Origin of the sequence: Pseudomonas sp. MAG733B, from assembly GCF_036884845.1 — a bacterium.
Classification (GTDB): Bacteria; Pseudomonadota; Gammaproteobacteria; order Pseudomonadales; family Pseudomonadaceae; genus Aquipseudomonas.
In genome coordinates, this window is record NZ_CP145732.1 from 5,494,829 (window position 1) to 5,510,912 (window position 16,084).

Consider the following 16,084-nt stretch of genomic DNA (forward strand, 5'->3'; position numbering starts at 1 on the left):
CAGGCAAGGAACCCCCTGGTTTATGAGCACCATCCGCGAGCGCAACAAACAACTGATCCTGCGTGCCGCCAGTGAAGAATTTGCCGACAAGGGCTTCGCTGCGACCAAAACCAGCGATATCGCAGCCAAGGCGGGATTGCCCAAGCCCAACGTCTACTACTACTTCAGATCCAAGGAAAACCTCTACCGCGAGGTCCTGGAAAGCATCATCGAGCCGATCCTGCAAGCCTCGACGCCATTCAATCCCGATGGCGTGCCGAGCGAAGTCCTGAGTGGCTACATCCGCTCGAAAATCCGTATCTCCCGTGACTTGCCGTTTGCCTCCAAGGTATTCGCCAGCGAAATCATGCACGGCGCCCCGCACCTGAGCGCCGACCTGGTCGAACAGCTCAACGGCCAGGCCAAGCACAACATCGACTGCATCCAGACCTGGATCGACCGCGGCCAGATCGCCCCGATCGACCCCAACCACCTGATGTTCAGCATCTGGGCCGCCACCCAGACCTACGCCGACTTCGACTGGCAAATCACCGCCATCACCGGCAAGGCCAAGCTGGATGAAGAGGATTATGAAGCGGCGGCGCAGACGATTATCCGGTTGGTATTGAAGGGGTGTGAGCCGGATCGATAGACCGCAGTGACTCTATCGCTAGCAGGCTAGCTCCCACATTGGATCTGTTGCGCGCACAAATCCCCTGTGGGAGCTAGCCTGCTAGCGATGAAGGCAACTCAATATCTCAAACCCAAATGGCATCCCACAGCGGATAGTCGCCAAGCTTTTCAACCAAACCAGCCCGCAACGGGTTGGCCACAACATATCGAGCCACCTTCAACAGATCTTCTTCCCTCCTTAAGGCCCGGTCATGAAAGCCTTTCTGCCAGAGAGTGACCTTACGGCCAGTAAACTGATTTACCGCTTTGGTACTCATCGATTTGGTCTTCTGCATAAGGTCACACAATGATCCCTGCTGTAACTCGACCAACCAATGGAAATGATCGGGCATGACAACCCAGGCCAGTGAATTCGCAATGCCTTGTTGTTGTGCATTTCGGAACTGATCCACGACCAAACGACCCAGCGCGAAACTCTTGAACATCGGTGTTCGTCCAAACGTGTTGGTGGTCAGCAGGTAAATTCGGTTGGTTTCAGCATAGCGACCGCGTCGTAAACGATGTGAAGCAGGTGAATCAGGCATTCCTTTGCCGCTCCCATGAATTGATCATGAGAAGGCTAGTTCGGCTGACTGAATTGAGATGTTCAAACTGTTGGCAGGATGTGTCTGGGAGATTGCTATCGCTAGCAGCTAGCTCCCACAGTTGATCACTGACACTCAGATAATCCAGTGTGGGAGCCAGCCTGCTGGCGATGGCAATAGATCAGTCAATACAAAATCAAGCCACAACCCCCGTATCCGCCGTCAACCCCAAAGCCTCGATCGCATTGATCGCACATTGCTCATCAACGTCCGACAAATCCCCGCTGATCCCCACCGCCCCCAGCACATTCCCGCCCTGATCGCGGATCAACACACCGCCCGGTGCCGGCACCACGCTGCCCTGGCCCAGGCTGTTCAATGCCGCGATAAACGCCGGGCGCTGTTGTGCGTCCAGCGCCAGCAGGCGCGAGCCTTTGCCTAGGGCGATGGCGCCCCAGGCTTTGCCGATGGCGACCTGCGGGCGCAGCAGGCTGGCACCGTCTTCGCGTTGCAAGGTGATCAGATGCCCGCCGGCATCCAGTACCGCGATGGTCAGGGGCGCAGCGGAGATTGCACGCCCTGCGGTGATGGCTTCGTTGACCAGGTTGACTGCGACTTTCAAGGTTAAAGCGCTCATGGTGCCGTCCTCATTTTGTTTTTCGGAAAGCCGTGGAGCTGCGCGTTTGTGCCGCAGCTCGATGCAACAAATAGAACACAATGAGTTATTTTTTTGTATACAATAATTCTCGAAAAGCGCCACATGCGACGAAAAGCCACAGTAGATTGGGCTTCCGACGAATGAAACGGTCGCTTGAGAAAATGGATTGACCTGCGCCGTCCGCCGTGAATACACTCTGCGCAAAGCCACTTGTATACAATTACAAAACGTAAAGAGGCACAAAACCATGAGCAAAATGAGAGCAATCGAAGCCGCCGTTCTGGTGATGCGCCGTGAAGGGGTTGATACCGCTTTTGGCATCCCGGGTGCAGCCATCAACCCGCTGTACAACGCCCTGCAAAAAGTCGGCGGCATCGATCACGTACTCGCTCGCCACGTTGAAGGCGCCTCGCACATGGCCGAGGGCTACACCCGCACCAAGGCCGGCAACATCGGCGTGTGCATCGGGACTTCCGGCCCTGCCGGTACCGACATGGTCACCGGGCTCTACAGCGCCTCGGCCGACTCGATTCCAATCCTCTGCATTACCGGCCAGGCACCCCGCGCCCGTATGCACAAGGAAGACTTCCAGGCTGTCGACATCACCAGCATCGTCAAGCCAGTCACCAAGTGGGCGACCACTGTTCTTGAACCGGGCCAGGTGCCTTACGCGTTCCAGAAAGCTTTCTTTGAAATGCGCTCCGGCCGTCCAGGCCCGGTGCTGATCGACCTGCCGTTCGACGTGCAGATGGCCGAGATCGAATTCGACATCGACGCTTACCAGCCACTGCCGCTGGCCAAGCCGACCGCTAGCCGCATTCAAGTCGAAAAGGCTCTGGCCTTGCTCGATCAGGCTGAACGTCCATTGCTGGTGGCCGGCGGTGGCATCATCAATGCCGACGCCAGCGATCTGCTGGTCGAGTTCGCCGAGCTGACCGGTATCCCGGTTATCCCGACCCTGATGGGCTGGGGCACCATCCCTGACGATCACCCGCTGATGGTCGGCATGGTTGGTTTGCAGACGTCGCACCGCTACGGCAACGCGACCATGCTCAAATCCGACGTGGTGCTGGGTATCGGTAACCGTTGGGCCAACCGTCACACCGGTTCGGTCGATGTGTACACCGAAGGTCGCAAGTTCATTCACGTCGACATCGAAGGCACTCAGATTGGCCGCGTGTTCACCCCGGACCTGGGCATCGTGTCCGACGCCGCTGCCGCGCTGACCGTGTTCATCGAAGTCGCTCGCGAATGGCAAGCCGCCGGCAAACTGAAAAATCGCAGCGCCTGGCTGCAAGACTGCCAACAGCGCAAAGCCAGCCTGCAACGCAAGACTCACTTCGACAACGTACCGGTCAAGCCGCAACGCGTTTACGAAGAAATGAACCAGGTGTTCGGCAAAGACACCTGCTACGTCAGCACCATCGGTCTGTCGCAGATTGCCGGCGCGCAGTTCCTGCACGTCTACAAGCCGCGTCACTGGATCAACTGCGGTCAGGCTGGCCCGTTGGGCTGGACCATTCCGGCAGCGCTGGGCGTGGTCAAGGCTGATCCGAACCGTAAAGTCGTGGCCCTGTCGGGGGACTATGACTTCCAGTTCATGATCGAAGAATTGGCAGTGGGCGCGCAGTTCAAGCTGCCGTACATTCATGTGGTGGTCAACAACTCGTACCTCGGTCTGATCCGTCAGGCACAACGCGGTTTCGACATGGACTACTGCGTGCAGCTGTCCTTCGATAACCTCAACGCTCCGGAACTCAACGGTTACGGTGTCGACCACGTCGCAGTTGCCGAAGGCCTCGGTTGCAAGGCACTGCGTGTGTTCGAACCGGCTCAGATCCAGCCTGCCCTGCGCAAGGCCCAGGAGCTGATCGAAGAGTTCAAGGTTCCGGTGATCGTCGAGATCATCCTGGAGCGCGTGACCAACATTTCCATGGGTACCGAGATCAACGCCGTCAACGAATTCGAAGACCTGGCGCTGGTCGGCAACGACGCTCCGACTGCGATTTCGTTGCTTGATTAATAGCTGACCGCTCCCCTGTAGGAGCGAGCCTGTGTGGCGAGGGAGCTTGCTCCCGCTGGGGCGCGAAGCGGCCCCAAAAGCTTAGCGACTGCTTCGCAGCCGAGCGGGAGCAAGCTCCCTCGCCACACAGCTCACTCCTACAGAGGGGACTCACACATTTACGGGAGACCACCATGCCGCGTTTCGCAGCCAACCTGTCCATGCTGTTCACCGAACAGGACTTCCTCGCCCGTTTCGAAGCGGCCGCCAAGGCCGGCTTCAGTGGTGTCGAATACCTGTTCCCGTACGACTTCAGCTCCGCCGAAATCAAGGCCAAGCTCGATGCCAACGGTCTGACCCAAGTGCTGTTCAACCTGCCGGCCGGTGACTGGGCCAAGGGTGAGCGCGGTATCGCCTGCCTGCCGGATCGCGTTGAAGAGTTCCGTGCCGGTGTCGATCTGGCCATCGCTTACGCGCAAGTGCTGGGCAACACCCAGGTCAACTGCCTGGCCGGTATTCGTCCGCAGGGTTTTGACGACGCTACCGTGGAAAAAACCTTCGTTGCCAACCTCAAGTACGCGGCCGACAAGCTGCAAGCGGCGGGTATCAAACTGGTGATGGAAGCGATCAACACCCGTGACATTCCAGGCTTCTACCTGAACAACACGGCGCAAGCTCTGTCGATTCGCGAGCAGGTCGGCAGCGCCAATCTGTTCCTGCAATACGACATCTACCACATGCAAATCATGGAAGGCGATCTGGCCCGCACCCTGCAATCGCACCTGGGCGAGATCAACCATGTACAGCTCGCGGACAACCCGGGGCGCAACGAACCTGGCACCGGTGAAATCAACTACCGCTTCCTGTTCGAACACCTGGACCGCATCGGTTACCAGGGTTGGGTCGGTTGCGAATACAAGCCGCTGACCACCACTGAAGCGGGCCTGGGCTGGTTGAAGACCCATAACGCGATTTGATGTTGAAACAGAACCATGTGGCGAGGGAGCTTGCTCCCGCTCGGCTGCGAAGCAGTCGTAAAACCTGCGAGCGAGTTCTACCTGAAACACCGCAGTGGCTGTTTTGGGGTCGCTTCGCAACCCACCGGGCGCAAGCTCCCTCGCCACAGGATGTGTCTACTTCAGCCACGCTCACATTATTTGGCTACACAAAAACAAGAGGATTTTCTCATGGCTAAAATCGGATTTATCGGCACCGGCATCATGGGCCACCCAATGGCGTTGAACCTGCAGAAAGCCGGTCACAGCCTGTTCCTGTCGGCGCATCACGATGCTGCCCCTGCCGATCTGGTCGCCGCCGGCGCCATCGCACTGGCGAACCCGAAAGAAGTCGCCCAGGAAGCTGAATTCATCATCGTTATGGTCCCGGATACCCCGCAGGTCGATGACGTACTGTTCCGTGCCGACGGCATCGCTGCCGGCGTGGGCAAAGGCAAAGTCGTGATCGACATGAGCTCGATCTCGCCGACCGCCACCAAGGCCTTCGCCGCCAAGATCAACGAAAAAGGCGCCCAGTACCTCGACGCGCCAGTGTCCGGTGGTGAAGTCGGCGCCAAGGCTGCGACCCTGAGCATCATGGTCGGCGGCGATGCCGATGCCTTCGAACGCGCACTGCCGCTGTTCCAGGCCATGGGCAAGAACATCACCCTGGTCGGTGGCAACGGCGACGGTCAGACCGCAAAAGTGGCCAACCAGATCATCGTGGCGCTGAACATTCAGGCCGTGGCCGAAGCCCTGCTTTTCGCTTCGAAAAACGGTGCCGATCCAGCCAAGGTGCGTGAAGCGCTGATGGGTGGGTTCGCTTCGTCGAAGATCCTCGAAGTTCACGGCGAGCGCATGATCAAAGGCACCTTCGATCCAGGCTTCCGCATCAGCCTGCACCAGAAAGACCTGAACCTGGCCCTGCAAGGCGCCAAGGAACTGAACATCAACCTGCCGAACACCGCCAACGCCCAGCAAGTGTTCAGCACCTGCGCGGCCATCGGTGGCAGCAACTGGGACCACTCGGCGCTGATCAAGGGCCTGGAACACATGGCGAATTTCTCGATTCGCGATAAGTAAGCCCTGCCGCAATACCTGTGGGAGCTAGCCTGCTAGCGATGAAATCGACGCGGTGTGTCTGATAGACCTCAGTGCCTGAATCGCTAGCAGGCTAGCTCCCACAGAGGTTCTAGCCGTTCTCCAATAACAAGAATTCCGGGAGCCCGCCATGTCGGTCGATCCGCAACAATTCCTGCGCGAGCTGTTCGCCACAGCCATCGACGCGGCCCATCCTCAGCAAGTCCTCGAAGCCCATTTACCCAAAGATCGCAGCGGTCGGGTGATCGTCATTGGCGCCGGTAAAGCCGCAGCCGCCATGGCTCAGGTGGTCGAGCGCTGCTGGCAGGGTGAAGTGTCCGGTCTGGTGGTGACGCGTTACGGTCACGGCGCACCCTGCGAAAAAATCGAAGTGGTCGAAGCCGCCCATCCGGTGCCTGACGCTGCCGGCCAAGCCGTCGCCAAGCGTGTATTCGAGCTGGTCAGCGACCTGAGCGAAGAAGACCGCGTGATCTTCCTGCTGTCTGGCGGTGGCTCTGCCCTGCTCGCACTGCCGGCAGATGGCATCACCCTGGCCGATAAGCAATCCATCAACAAAGCCCTGCTGAAATCCGGCGCCACCATCGGCGAGATGAACTGCGTGCGCAAGCACCTCTCGGCGATCAAGGGCGGACGTCTGGGCAAAGCCTGCTGGCCTGCCACTGTTTATACCTATGCGATTTCCGATGTACCGGGCGACCTCGCCACGGTCATCGCCTCCGGCCCAACCGTGGCTGACCCGAGCACCTCGGCCGAAGCGCTGGCGATCCTCAAGCGCTACAACATTGAAGTGCCGGCCTCGGTGCGCACCTGGCTGCAAAGCCCGGAATCGGAGACGGTCAAACCTGGCGATCCGAGCCTGGCCCGCAGCCATTTCCAGTTGATCGCCCGCCCACAGCAATCGCTGGAAGCGGCGGCGGTGAAATGCCGTCAGGCCGGTTTCAGTCCGTTGATTCTCGGCGACCTGGAAGGCGAATCCCGCGAAGTAGCCAAGGTTCACGCCGGCATCGCCCGTCAGGTGGTGCAGCACGGCCAGCCGCTGGCAGCACCGTGCGTGATTCTTTCTGGCGGTGAAACCACCGTCACCGTACGTGGCAATGGCCGTGGCGGACGCAATGCCGAGTTCCTGCTCAGCCTGACCGAGAGCCTCAAAGGCTTGCCCGGCGTCTATGCGCTGGCCGGTGACACCGATGGCATCGACGGTTCCGAAGACAATGCCGGCGCCATCATGACCCCGGACAGCTACGCCCGCGCCGCCGCCCTCGGTTTGAGCGCCAGCGACGAGTTGGACAACAACAATGGCTATGGCTATTTCGAGGCGCTCGACGCACTGATCGTCACCGAGCCGACCCGCACCAACGTCAACGACTTCCGCGCCATCCTGATCCTTGAGAGCCCAACATCATGACGCCTGATAAAAAGGTCAAAATCCTCGCCACCCTCGGCCCGGCTATCGACGGAATCGACGACATCCGCGAGCTGGTGCTGGCCGGGGTCAACATCTTCCGCCTGAACTTCAGCCATGGCGATCACGCCGATCACGCCCTGCGCTATCAGTGGATTCGTGAAGTCGAGCGTCAGCTGAATTATCCGCTGGGCATCCTGATGGACCTGCAAGGCCCGAAACTGCGGGTCGGCAAGTTCGCCGAGGGCAAGGTGCAATTGGTGCGCGGTCAAGCCTTGCGCCTGGACCTCGATACCACGCCGGGCGATGAGCGCCGGGTCAACCTGCCACATCCGGAAATCATCGCTGCGCTTGAGCCGGGCATGGACCTGCTGCTGGATGACGGCAAGCTGCGTTTGCGTGTGGTCACCAAGTACGCCGACGCCATCGACACCACTGTGCTCAACGGTGGCGAACTGTCGGACCGCAAAGGCGTGAACGTGCCGCAAGCGGTGCTTGACCTCAGCCCGCTGACCGCCAAGGATCGCCGCGATTTGAGCTTCGGTCTGGAACTGGGTGTGGACTGGGTGGCGCTGTCGTTCGTGCAGCGCCCGGACGACATTCGCGAAGCCCGCACCCTGATTGGCGACAAGGCTTTCCTGATGGCGAAAATCGAGAAGCCATCGGCCGTTGAACAGCTGCGGGAAATCGCCGAGCTGAGCGACGCAATCATGGTCGCTCGCGGCGACCTGGGCGTGGAAGTGCCGGCCGAAAGCGTGCCGCAGATTCAGAAAAACATCATCAGCACCTGCCGCGAACTCGGCAAGCCGGTGGTGGTGGCGACGCAGATGCTGGAGTCCATGCGCTTCTCACCGGCTCCAACCCGCGCCGAGGTAACCGATGTGGCCAACGCCGTGGCCGAAGGTGCGGACGCGGTGATGCTGTCGGCGGAAACCGCATCCGGCGAATACCCGCTGGAAGCCGTGCAGATGATGAGCAAGATCATCCGCCAGGTGGAAAACGGCCCGGACTATCAGGCGCAACTGGACGTCAGCCGACCGAAAGCCGAGGCGACGGTTTCCGACGCCATCAGCTGCGCGATCCGTCGAATCAGCAACGTGCTGCCGGTGGCGGTGCTGGTGAACTACAGCGAGTCGGGCACATCGAGTCTGCGCGCGGCGCGGGAGCGGCCAACAGTGCCGATCCTCAACCTGACGCCGAACCTGCAAACCGCTCGTCGCCTGACCGTGGCGTGGGGCGTGCACTCGGTGGTCAACGATCGCCTGCGCCAGGTCGATGAAGTCTGCTCCACGGCACTTGAGATCGCTCAGGCTCAGGGCATGGCGCAGCGCGGCGATACATTGTTGATCACGGCGGGTGTGCCGTTTGGGCAGCCGGGGTCGACTAACTCCTTGCGTATCGAGACGTTGATCTAGCGAACGCTTTTTTGTGGCGAGGGAGCTTGCTCCCGCTCGGCTGCGTAGCAGTCGCCTTTCGGTATGACGGGTTCCGAAGAGAAATCGCATTCACCGAGCTTGGGGCTGCTTTGCAGCCCAACGGGAGCAAGCTCCCTCGCCACAGAGTTTGTGCAACATCTTTGCTTTTCCACTGCCCTAGATTTCATCATGCCTGCCAACCACTTCAACACCCACTGCCCCGACTGGGCCGAAGCCTTGCTCAACGGCTTCAGTCAAATATTCCTCCAGCGCAATCCGCTGTGCGGTTTGCTGATTCTTTCGGCCATCCTGTTCACCGCACCCGCCTTGCTCGGCGGTGCATTGCTCGGCGGTGTCGCCGGGTTGCTCACCGCGCAACGCCGCAACTATGCCAAGGCTGATCGTCAGGCCGGGTTGTTCAGTTACAACGGCGTGTTGCTCGGCCTGCTGTTGAGCCTGTATTTCCCCTGGTCGGCGATGATGCCGCCGCTGATTCTGGCTGCTGGCGGCCTGAGTGCGATGATCACCCAGCAGTGGCTCAAACGCGTGCGGGTCAGCCAATACCTGCCTGCCTACACCACGCCTTTCGTCGTGCTGAGCTGGGTGCTGCTGTGCTTCGCCACGCCCTCGACAGAGGCCCACATGATCGAGGTCAGCACGCTGAACATGCTCGCCGCGCCCCTCAAAGGCATCGGCCAAGTAATGTTCCTCGGCCATCCATTGGCCGGTGCGATGATTGCCGCCGGCTTGCTGATCGCCGATCGCCGCGCCTTCTGCTGGGCGTTGTTGGCGTCTGTCGCGGGCATGGGCTGGAGCATGCTGCATCATGACTTCTACACCGCACTGCTTGGCCTCGGTGGCTATAACGCGGTACTCGCCGCCCTCGCCTTCAGCACTCAGCGTCGCCAACCGTGGCTGCCGCTGGTTGGCCTCGGCCTGGCGCTGGTGCTGACGCCGATGTTCGCCGCCATCGGTCTGCCCACGCTGACCGCGCCGTTCATCCTCGCCGGCTGGCTGGTAAACACGGCTGTTCAAGTGCTTCGCAAAACCACTGTCGCCCGTACGCCTTGCACTCTGGAGGAGAATCAACCTAGGCTGCGCTGATCATTGAGTCAGGCGTTATCCATGGACAGCAACAAAAACTGGCGTGAAGACCTTTACGTCATGATTTTCCAGAGCGACACCAAGGCCGGCAGGCGTTTCGACGGCATTCTGCTGCTGATCATCCTCGCCAGCATTGTGATCGTGATGCTCGACAGCATCGACAGCATTCACAAGAACTACGCCGATGTACTCGCCTACATCGAGTGGGGTTTCACGGTGATCTTCCTCGGCGAGTACATCCTGCGCCTGTATTGCTCACCCAAGCCCCTGCGCTACGCCTTCAGTTTTTATGGACTGGTGGATCTGCTGGCGATCGTGCCCGGCATCCTCGCGCTGTATTACGCCGATGCGCAGTACCTGCTGATTATCCGGATCATTCGGATGCTGCGGATTTTCCGCGTGCTCAAGCTCAGTCCGTACCTCAAGCAAGCCAACTATTTGATGTCGGCGCTGCGCGGCAGCAAGCAGAAAATCGTCGTGTTTCTGGTCAGCGTCTGCACCCTGGTGACGGTGTTCGGCACGCTGATGTATGTGATCGAAGGCCCGGAACATGGCTTCACCAGCATTCCCAAAGGCATCTATTGGGCTATCGTGACCCTGACCACCGTGGGCTTCGGCGACATCGTGCCGAAGACACCGCTGGGCCAGGTGATTTCGTCGCTGGTGATGATCACCGGTTACTCGATCATCGCCGTGCCCACCGGGATTTTCACTGCCGAACTGGCCAACGCCATGCGCGGCGAACAGCTGCAACACGACTGCCCGGTGTGCCGGAAAAACAGCCATGAACACGGCGCCGCATTCTGCTCCCGTTGCGGCAATGCCCTGTTCAAAAAACTGGAATAAGCAAAGTCACTTTTAATCTTTAAACGACTATGCGAGCCCGGCTATAGTCGCTGGCAAATTGCCTCGCTTTTACAAAAAATCTTCTCGAACAAGGAATTCGCAGTGAAAAAACTCTTTGGCGCCTCACTTCTGGCCGCTGGCCTTGCATTGACCAGCGTGGCTCAGGCCGCACCAACCCTGCTCAACGTTTCCTACGACGTGATGCGCGATTTCTACAAGGACTACAACACTGCGTTCCAGAAACACTGGCAAGCCGAGCACAACGAAAACATCACCCTGCAGATGTCCTTCGGCGGCTCCAGCAAACAGGCACGTTCGGTCATCGACGGTCTGCCGGCTGACGTGATCACCATGAACATGGCCACCGACATCAACGCCCTCGCCGACAACGGCAAACTGGTCCCGGACAACTGGGTCACGCGCCTGCCGAACAACAGCGCGCCGTTCACTTCGGCCACGGTGTTCATCGTGCGCAAGGGCAACCCGAAAGCCCTGAAAGACTGGCCGGACCTGCTCAAGGATGGCGTGCAAGTCATCGTGCCGAACCCGAAAACCTCGGGTAACGGTCGCTACACCTACCTTTCCGCCTGGGGCTACGTGCTGAAAAACGGTGGCGACGAGAACAAGGCAAAAGACTTCGTCGGCAAACTGTTCAAGCAAGCACCGGTACTCGACACCGGTGGCCGTGCAGCCACCACCACGTTCATGACCAACCAGATCGGCGACGTGCTGGTGACTTTTGAAAACGAAGCGGAAATGATCGCCCGCGAGTTTGGCCGCGACCAGTTCGAAGTCATCTACCCAAGCGTCTCCGCCGAAGCCGAGCCACCGGTTTCCGTGGTCGATAAAACCGTGGACAAGAAAGGCACCCGCGCCGCCGCCGAGGAATACCTGAAGTACTTGTGGTCGCCGGAAGGCCAGGAAATCGCTGCCGCCAACTACCTGCGCCCGCGTGACCCGGCCGTGCTGGCCAAGTACACCGACCGCTTCCCGAAAGTGGATTTCCTGTCAGTCGAGAAAACCTTCGGTGACTGGCGCACCGTGCAGAAAACCCACTTCAATGATGGCGGCGTTTTCGATCAGATCTACAGCGGTCAGTAATCGCTGAGCGGCAATGAAAAAGGCGACCTGCAGAGGTCGCCTTTTTTGTGGTCGTCAATTTCAGCTCAGATTGCCGCAGAAAATATTCTGGTTCCCGTCGGCCGGGCTTTCCCTCACCACCAGGGCATAGCCACCCGCTCGAAGCGTTTCCACGGCGACCGGCGCGCTCTTCCAGAAATACTGGTGCGACGCCGCTGAATAGAACCGCGCATTCGGACCGTCATTCATATCGTAGGCCGGTTTCGCACCCAGGCTCGCACAGCTTCCCGGATAGATATAGGCCTGCAAACGGCCCGGTAAAGCGCTGCCCATGCTCTCGCCGCTGACTGCGAACCAGAACACCGTTGCGTTACCGTCGGACATCATGATGGGCCGGGCGATGTTCCCGGCATTGATGGAAGTAGCGTTCAGGGGAACGTTGGTGACCTGACGATCAGGCACCGTCGAGCACCCAGAGATCGACCCAACCGCTACCACCAACGCCAGCGAAGATACGATTTTCATCGTGAAACTCCCGCTATGTAAGGACGCGTTGAAGTGATCCCCCTGTTGATTCTAGTTGCCGGGGCAAAGCGGGCATTTCTTCGGATGGCCGGTCAGGTCTGCCGGGGATTACATCGGCGGCGTCACACCATCCTTGCCCGCCGAAATCGACTGCGCCGTCAGCGTGCCGTCGGCGCTCTGGGTCACGAACGTCACGATTTTCACGCCCACCTTGAGCAGGCTGCGATCGCCCGGCATCAGGTTGACGATCGGTACGTCCTCCGGCACCAGGATTTTCTGTTGCCCGCCCTTGTAGTTGACGGTCAGCACCCGGCCGTTACTGACCACCAGATCGCCAACGCTGCCGTTGGTCATGCTGCTGCCCTTGGCCAGATCAAAGGGCCGATGGCCGTCGCCGCTGCCGGCCAGTTCCGGTGGGAAGACGTGGACTTCCAGCGCCTTCAGGCTGCCATCCTCTTGAGGAATGGCTGCCGAGCCGATGTAGCTGCCAGGCTTGATGTCCTCGATATTGGCCAGGGTGACGGCGCGGACTTTGGTGTCCCTGGTCAGGTTGATCACCACGTTTTCGCCGCTGTTGGCATGGACTTTCAGCGCGTCGGGGCTGACTCCGGTGATTTCGCCGCGTACGCCAATGCGCATGCCGGGTGCATCCTGGGCCTGGGCCATGCCTGCCGCGAACAGGCTGATTAATGTCACAACCGAAACGCCGTGCAGCAGATGACGGAACATCGCATTCATGGGTGGCTTCCTGTGATGAAACGTGAGAACAGAACATAAGCACGCTATCGAACAAGATGTAAGTGAATGTATCATCGGACCCCGATATTCTGACGCAACAATCATCGGCGCACGGCACGCACGTTCGTCACTCATTCCGCAATGGAATGACTGCTATCACTCCAATCTCTCTTCCGCCGTTCCGGTCAGGCCATTAGCCTGCGCGCATTCCCTTCTGTACAGCGAGACACGTTATGAACCCAGCGACTCAGGTGCCCCATGGCACCGCGACAATGACCCGAGGCATGGTGCTGCTGTTCGCCTTCTGCTGCGGCGCCATTGTGGCCAACATCTACTACGCGCAACCGATCATCGGCCTGATCGCGCCGGACATCGGCCTGACCAACACCATGGCCAGCCTGATCGTTTCGCTGACCCAGATCGGCTATGCGCTGGGCCTGTTTTTCCTGGTGCCGTTGGGCGATCTGCTGGAAAACCGTCGGTTGATGATCATCACCACTTTGGTGGCGATTGCCAGCCTGCTGGGCGCGGCGTTCACCGATCAGCCGAACGTGTTCTTGCTGATTTCATTGTCGGTGGGTTTCAGTTCAGTCTCGGTGCAAATCCTGATTCCACTGGCCGCACACCTGGCGCCGGAAGAATCTCGCGGCCGCGTGGTCGGAGGAATCATGGGCGGTTTGTTGCTGGGGATTTTGCTGGCGCGACCGGTTTCCAGCGTGGTTGCCGACCATTTCGGCTGGCGCGCCATGTTTGTGATTGCTGCGGTGTTGATGGCTGCAATCAGCATCGTCCTGGCGGTGACCATCCCTAAGCGCCAGCCTGATCACAGTGCGTCCTACGGCCAATTGCTCGGTTCGCTGTGGACGCTGTTGCGCCAACAACCGGTACTGCGTCAGCGTGCGTTTTATCAAGGTTGCATGTTCGCCACGTTCAGCCTGTTCTGGACTGCGGTGCCACTGGAGCTGGCGCGCAATCATGGCTTGTCGCAAACCCAGATCGCGATCTTCGCCCTGGTCGGAGCGATCGGCGCCATCGCCGCGCCCATCGCCGGTCGCCTGGCCGATGCCGGCCACACCCGCATCGCGTCATTGCTGGCGCTGCTATTCGCCAGTCTGAGCTTCCTGCCTGCGTTCATCCATCCGGTCTACAGCGTCATCGGCCTCGCCGTGACCGGTGTGGTCCTCGACTTCTGCGTGCAGATGAACATGGTCCTCGGCCAACGCGCGGTCTACGCCCTCGACGCCAAAAGCCGCAGCCGCCTGAATGCGCTGTACATGACCAGCATCTTCATCGGTGGCGCGTTCGGCTCTTCGGTGGCCAGTGCGGTGTATGAACACGGCGGCTGGTTGTGGATCGTGATTGTTGGCAGTGCGTTTCCGCTGTTGGCGTTGTTGCGGTTCTTGAGTGTTTCGCAGAAAGCTTCGCTGGCGACGGCTTAGTTTCAAAAGCTTCGCGAGCGGGCTCGCTTCTACAGTGATTTCTATAAGGACCTTCGATGGACCGCCTCGGCGCAATGGAAACCTTCGTCTACGTGGTGGAAACCGGTTCGTTCTCCGCGGCGGCCCGGCGTCTGAATATCGGTCAGCCCGCCGTGTCGAAAACCATCGCGCAACTCGAATCGCGGCTGGCGGTGCGGCTATTGTTGCGTTCGACTCGTGGCCTGACCCCCACCGAGGCCGGGCTGGCGTTTTTCGAGCGGGCCAAGCGCGCCATCGAAGAAGCCGATGAGGCCGACAACGCGGCGCGTGGCGCCGCCAGCGGGTTGACCGGAAACCTGCGGATCTGCGCCGCCGTAACCTTCGGCCGAATGCATATCGTGCCGCACCTTGGGCCGTTTCTGGAGCTGAACCCGGAGCTGAACATCGACCTGATGCTCGATGATCGCAACGTCAATCTGGTGGAAGAAGGCGTGGACGTTGCCCTGCGCATGGGCGCCCTGAGCGACTCCGGCCTCACCGCCCGCAAGATCGCCGAATGCCGGCGCGTGGTACTGGGCACGCCCGCGTACTTCGAAAAATACGGCGAACCCACCAGCCCCGCCGATCTGGGCGAGCATCAGGCAATCGTCTACACCCTCAGCGGCGGTGCCAACTGGCTGTTCAAGCAGGCTGATGAAGAACAACCCGTGATCATCAACGGGCGCATCCGCGTCAGCGCCGCCGAAGGTCTGCGTGCAGCCGTGCTGTCCCACCAAGGGTTGACCGTGGCATCCGAATGGATGTTCGCGCCGGAACTGGCCAGTGGCACAGTCCGGGAAGTCGTGAGCGAATGGACCCTGCCGAATCAAGACCTGTGGGCCGTGTTCCCCACCGGAAGAATGGCCAGCGCCAAGGCGCGGGGGTTTGTGGAGTATGTGCGGGGGTTGTTGAATAAATACGTTTGAACAGCCAGGCGTTTCGTTTATTGCGAATTTCGATTAATTCGAATAGCCTGCCGACATCGATTATTCAGAATATTGGAAACCGTCATGTCGACAGTCATTCATCCACCGATCCATTTACCCGCGGAACGCGAGGTGCAGCTTGCCAGTGAGGGGCAACGTGCACTTACAGCCTATCTCTGCACCCAAATCGAAACCCAGCGCATCCAGATTTTCGACGAGCGCAATGAAGCTCACAGCGTCGAACTACCGACCTCGGCACTGCGCCTGTTGGTCGATATCCTCGCTGAGTTAGCAGCGGGCAATGCCGTCAAAGTGGTTCCGGTCCACGCGGAACTGACCACACAGGAAGCGGCAGACTTGCTCAATGTCTCACGCCCGCACCTGATCAAACTGCTGGAGTCCGGTGAACTGTCCTACCACAAAACCGGCAAGCACCGACGTGTGCGTTTTGCCGATTTGATGGACTATAAAACCCGGCGCGATGCAGCCAGCGAGCAGGCAATGACGCTTCTCGCCGAGCAGGCACAGGCGTTAAGGACAGGATACGAGTGAGGCACACCTCTTTTACCGCTATATTTGACGCTTGCGTGCTTTACCCCGCGCCCTTGAGAGATTTTCTGATGTGGCTCGCGCTCTCCT

The 16,084-nt window shown here is 59.6% G+C and carries 16 protein-coding genes and 1 pseudogene; 13 read left to right on the forward strand and 4 right to left on the reverse strand.

Annotated features, from left to right (window positions below; genetic code table 11):
* The first annotated feature begins 22 nt into the window (after positions 1-22).
* Positions 23-631, forward strand: a complete 609-nt coding sequence (locus tag V6Z53_RS25040; RefSeq protein WP_338582332.1) for a TetR/AcrR family transcriptional regulator — start codon at positions 23-25, stop codon at positions 629-631.
* A 106-nt stretch (positions 632-737) separates the two neighbouring features.
* Here the strand turns inward: V6Z53_RS25040 and V6Z53_RS25045 are convergent, their stop codons facing one another.
* Together V6Z53_RS25045 and V6Z53_RS25050 are read right to left on the reverse strand one after the other, a co-directional pair.
* The gene (locus V6Z53_RS25045; RefSeq protein ID WP_338582333.1) at positions 738-1,196 is read right to left on the reverse strand and encodes a transposase; all 459 of its coding nucleotides are present in this window, start codon (positions 1,194-1,196) and stop codon (positions 738-740) included.
* A gap of 196 nt (positions 1,197-1,392) precedes the next feature.
* Positions 1,393-1,833 (reverse strand): heme-binding protein, encoded by a 441-nt coding sequence (locus V6Z53_RS25050; protein ID WP_338582334.1) that lies wholly within the window; start codon positions 1,831-1,833, stop codon positions 1,393-1,395.
* Positions 1,834-2,101: 268 nt separating this feature from the next.
* Here V6Z53_RS25050 and gcl point away from each other — a divergent pair, with 268 nt between their 5' ends.
* The 8 genes from gcl (at position 2,102) to V6Z53_RS25090 (ending at position 11,820) form a co-directional block, all read left to right on the forward strand.
* Positions 2,102-3,877 (forward strand): glyoxylate carboligase, encoded by a 1,776-nt coding sequence (gene gcl / locus V6Z53_RS25055; protein WP_338582335.1) that lies wholly within the window; start codon positions 2,102-2,104, stop codon positions 3,875-3,877.
* A 173-nt stretch (positions 3,878-4,050) separates the two neighbouring features.
* Positions 4,051-4,833 carry a hydroxypyruvate isomerase gene (gene hyi, locus V6Z53_RS25060; RefSeq protein WP_007971414.1) on the forward strand — a complete coding sequence of 261 codons (783 nt, stop codon included), beginning with the start codon at positions 4,051-4,053 and terminating at the stop codon, positions 4,831-4,833.
* Positions 4,834-5,043: 210 nt separating this feature from the next.
* A complete protein-coding gene (locus V6Z53_RS25065; RefSeq protein ID WP_338582336.1) occupies positions 5,044-5,934 on the forward strand; it encodes a 2-hydroxy-3-oxopropionate reductase in 891 nt (296 codons plus the stop codon).
* Between the two features lie 148 nt (positions 5,935-6,082).
* Positions 6,083-7,357 carry a glycerate kinase gene (locus V6Z53_RS25070; protein ID WP_338582337.1) on the forward strand — a complete coding sequence of 425 codons (1,275 nt, stop codon included), beginning with the start codon at positions 6,083-6,085 and terminating at the stop codon, positions 7,355-7,357.
* Positions 7,354-8,769, forward strand: coding sequence for a pyruvate kinase (pyk, locus tag V6Z53_RS25075; protein WP_338582338.1), 1,416 nt, complete (start codon positions 7,354-7,356; stop codon positions 8,767-8,769). Before V6Z53_RS25070 ends, pyk begins: the two co-directional genes overlap by 4 nt.
* A 189-nt stretch (positions 8,770-8,958) precedes the next feature.
* Positions 8,959-9,873 carry an urea transporter gene (locus V6Z53_RS25080; protein ID WP_338582339.1) on the forward strand — a complete coding sequence of 305 codons (915 nt, stop codon included), beginning with the start codon at positions 8,959-8,961 and terminating at the stop codon, positions 9,871-9,873.
* Positions 9,874-9,894: 21 nt separating this feature from the next.
* Positions 9,895-10,719 (forward strand): ion transporter, encoded by an 825-nt coding sequence (locus tag V6Z53_RS25085; RefSeq protein WP_338582340.1) that lies wholly within the window; start codon positions 9,895-9,897, stop codon positions 10,717-10,719.
* 102 nt (positions 10,720-10,821) lie between these two features.
* Entirely contained in the window at positions 10,822-11,820 is a 999-nt protein-coding gene (locus V6Z53_RS25090) for a sulfate ABC transporter substrate-binding protein (RefSeq protein WP_150702741.1), read from the forward strand.
* Positions 11,821-11,880: 60 nt separating this feature from the next.
* Here V6Z53_RS25090 and V6Z53_RS25095 read toward each other — a convergent pair whose 3' ends face one another.
* The gene (locus V6Z53_RS25095) at positions 11,881-12,324 is read right to left on the reverse strand and encodes a hypothetical protein (RefSeq protein ID WP_338582341.1); all 444 of its coding nucleotides are present in this window, start codon (positions 12,322-12,324) and stop codon (positions 11,881-11,883) included.
* A 108-nt stretch (positions 12,325-12,432) separates the two neighbouring features.
* The gene (locus V6Z53_RS25100; RefSeq protein WP_338582342.1) at positions 12,433-13,062 is read right to left on the reverse strand and encodes a hypothetical protein; all 630 of its coding nucleotides are present in this window, start codon (positions 13,060-13,062) and stop codon (positions 12,433-12,435) included.
* Between the two features lie 233 nt (positions 13,063-13,295).
* Between V6Z53_RS25100 and V6Z53_RS25105 the strand changes: the two genes are divergently transcribed.
* The 4 genes and pseudogenes from V6Z53_RS25105 to V6Z53_RS25120 form a co-directional block, all read left to right on the forward strand.
* A complete protein-coding gene (locus tag V6Z53_RS25105; protein ID WP_338582343.1) occupies positions 13,296-14,501 on the forward strand; it encodes an MFS transporter in 1,206 nt (401 codons plus the stop codon).
* Between the two features lie 56 nt (positions 14,502-14,557).
* Positions 14,558-15,445: a LysR family transcriptional regulator gene (locus V6Z53_RS25110; protein ID WP_338582344.1), complete on the forward strand. Its 888-nt coding sequence runs from the start codon at positions 14,558-14,560 to the stop codon at positions 15,443-15,445.
* An 84-nt stretch (positions 15,446-15,529) separates the two neighbouring features.
* Positions 15,530-15,997, forward strand: a complete 468-nt coding sequence (locus V6Z53_RS25115; protein ID WP_338582345.1) for a helix-turn-helix domain-containing protein — start codon at positions 15,530-15,532, stop codon at positions 15,995-15,997.
* A pseudogene (locus tag V6Z53_RS25120) lies at positions 15,994-16,083 on the forward strand (PIN domain-containing protein); the annotation flags it as partial. The gene V6Z53_RS25115 and the pseudogene V6Z53_RS25120, both read left to right, overlap by 4 nt.
* Position 16,084: the final 1 nt, after the last annotated feature.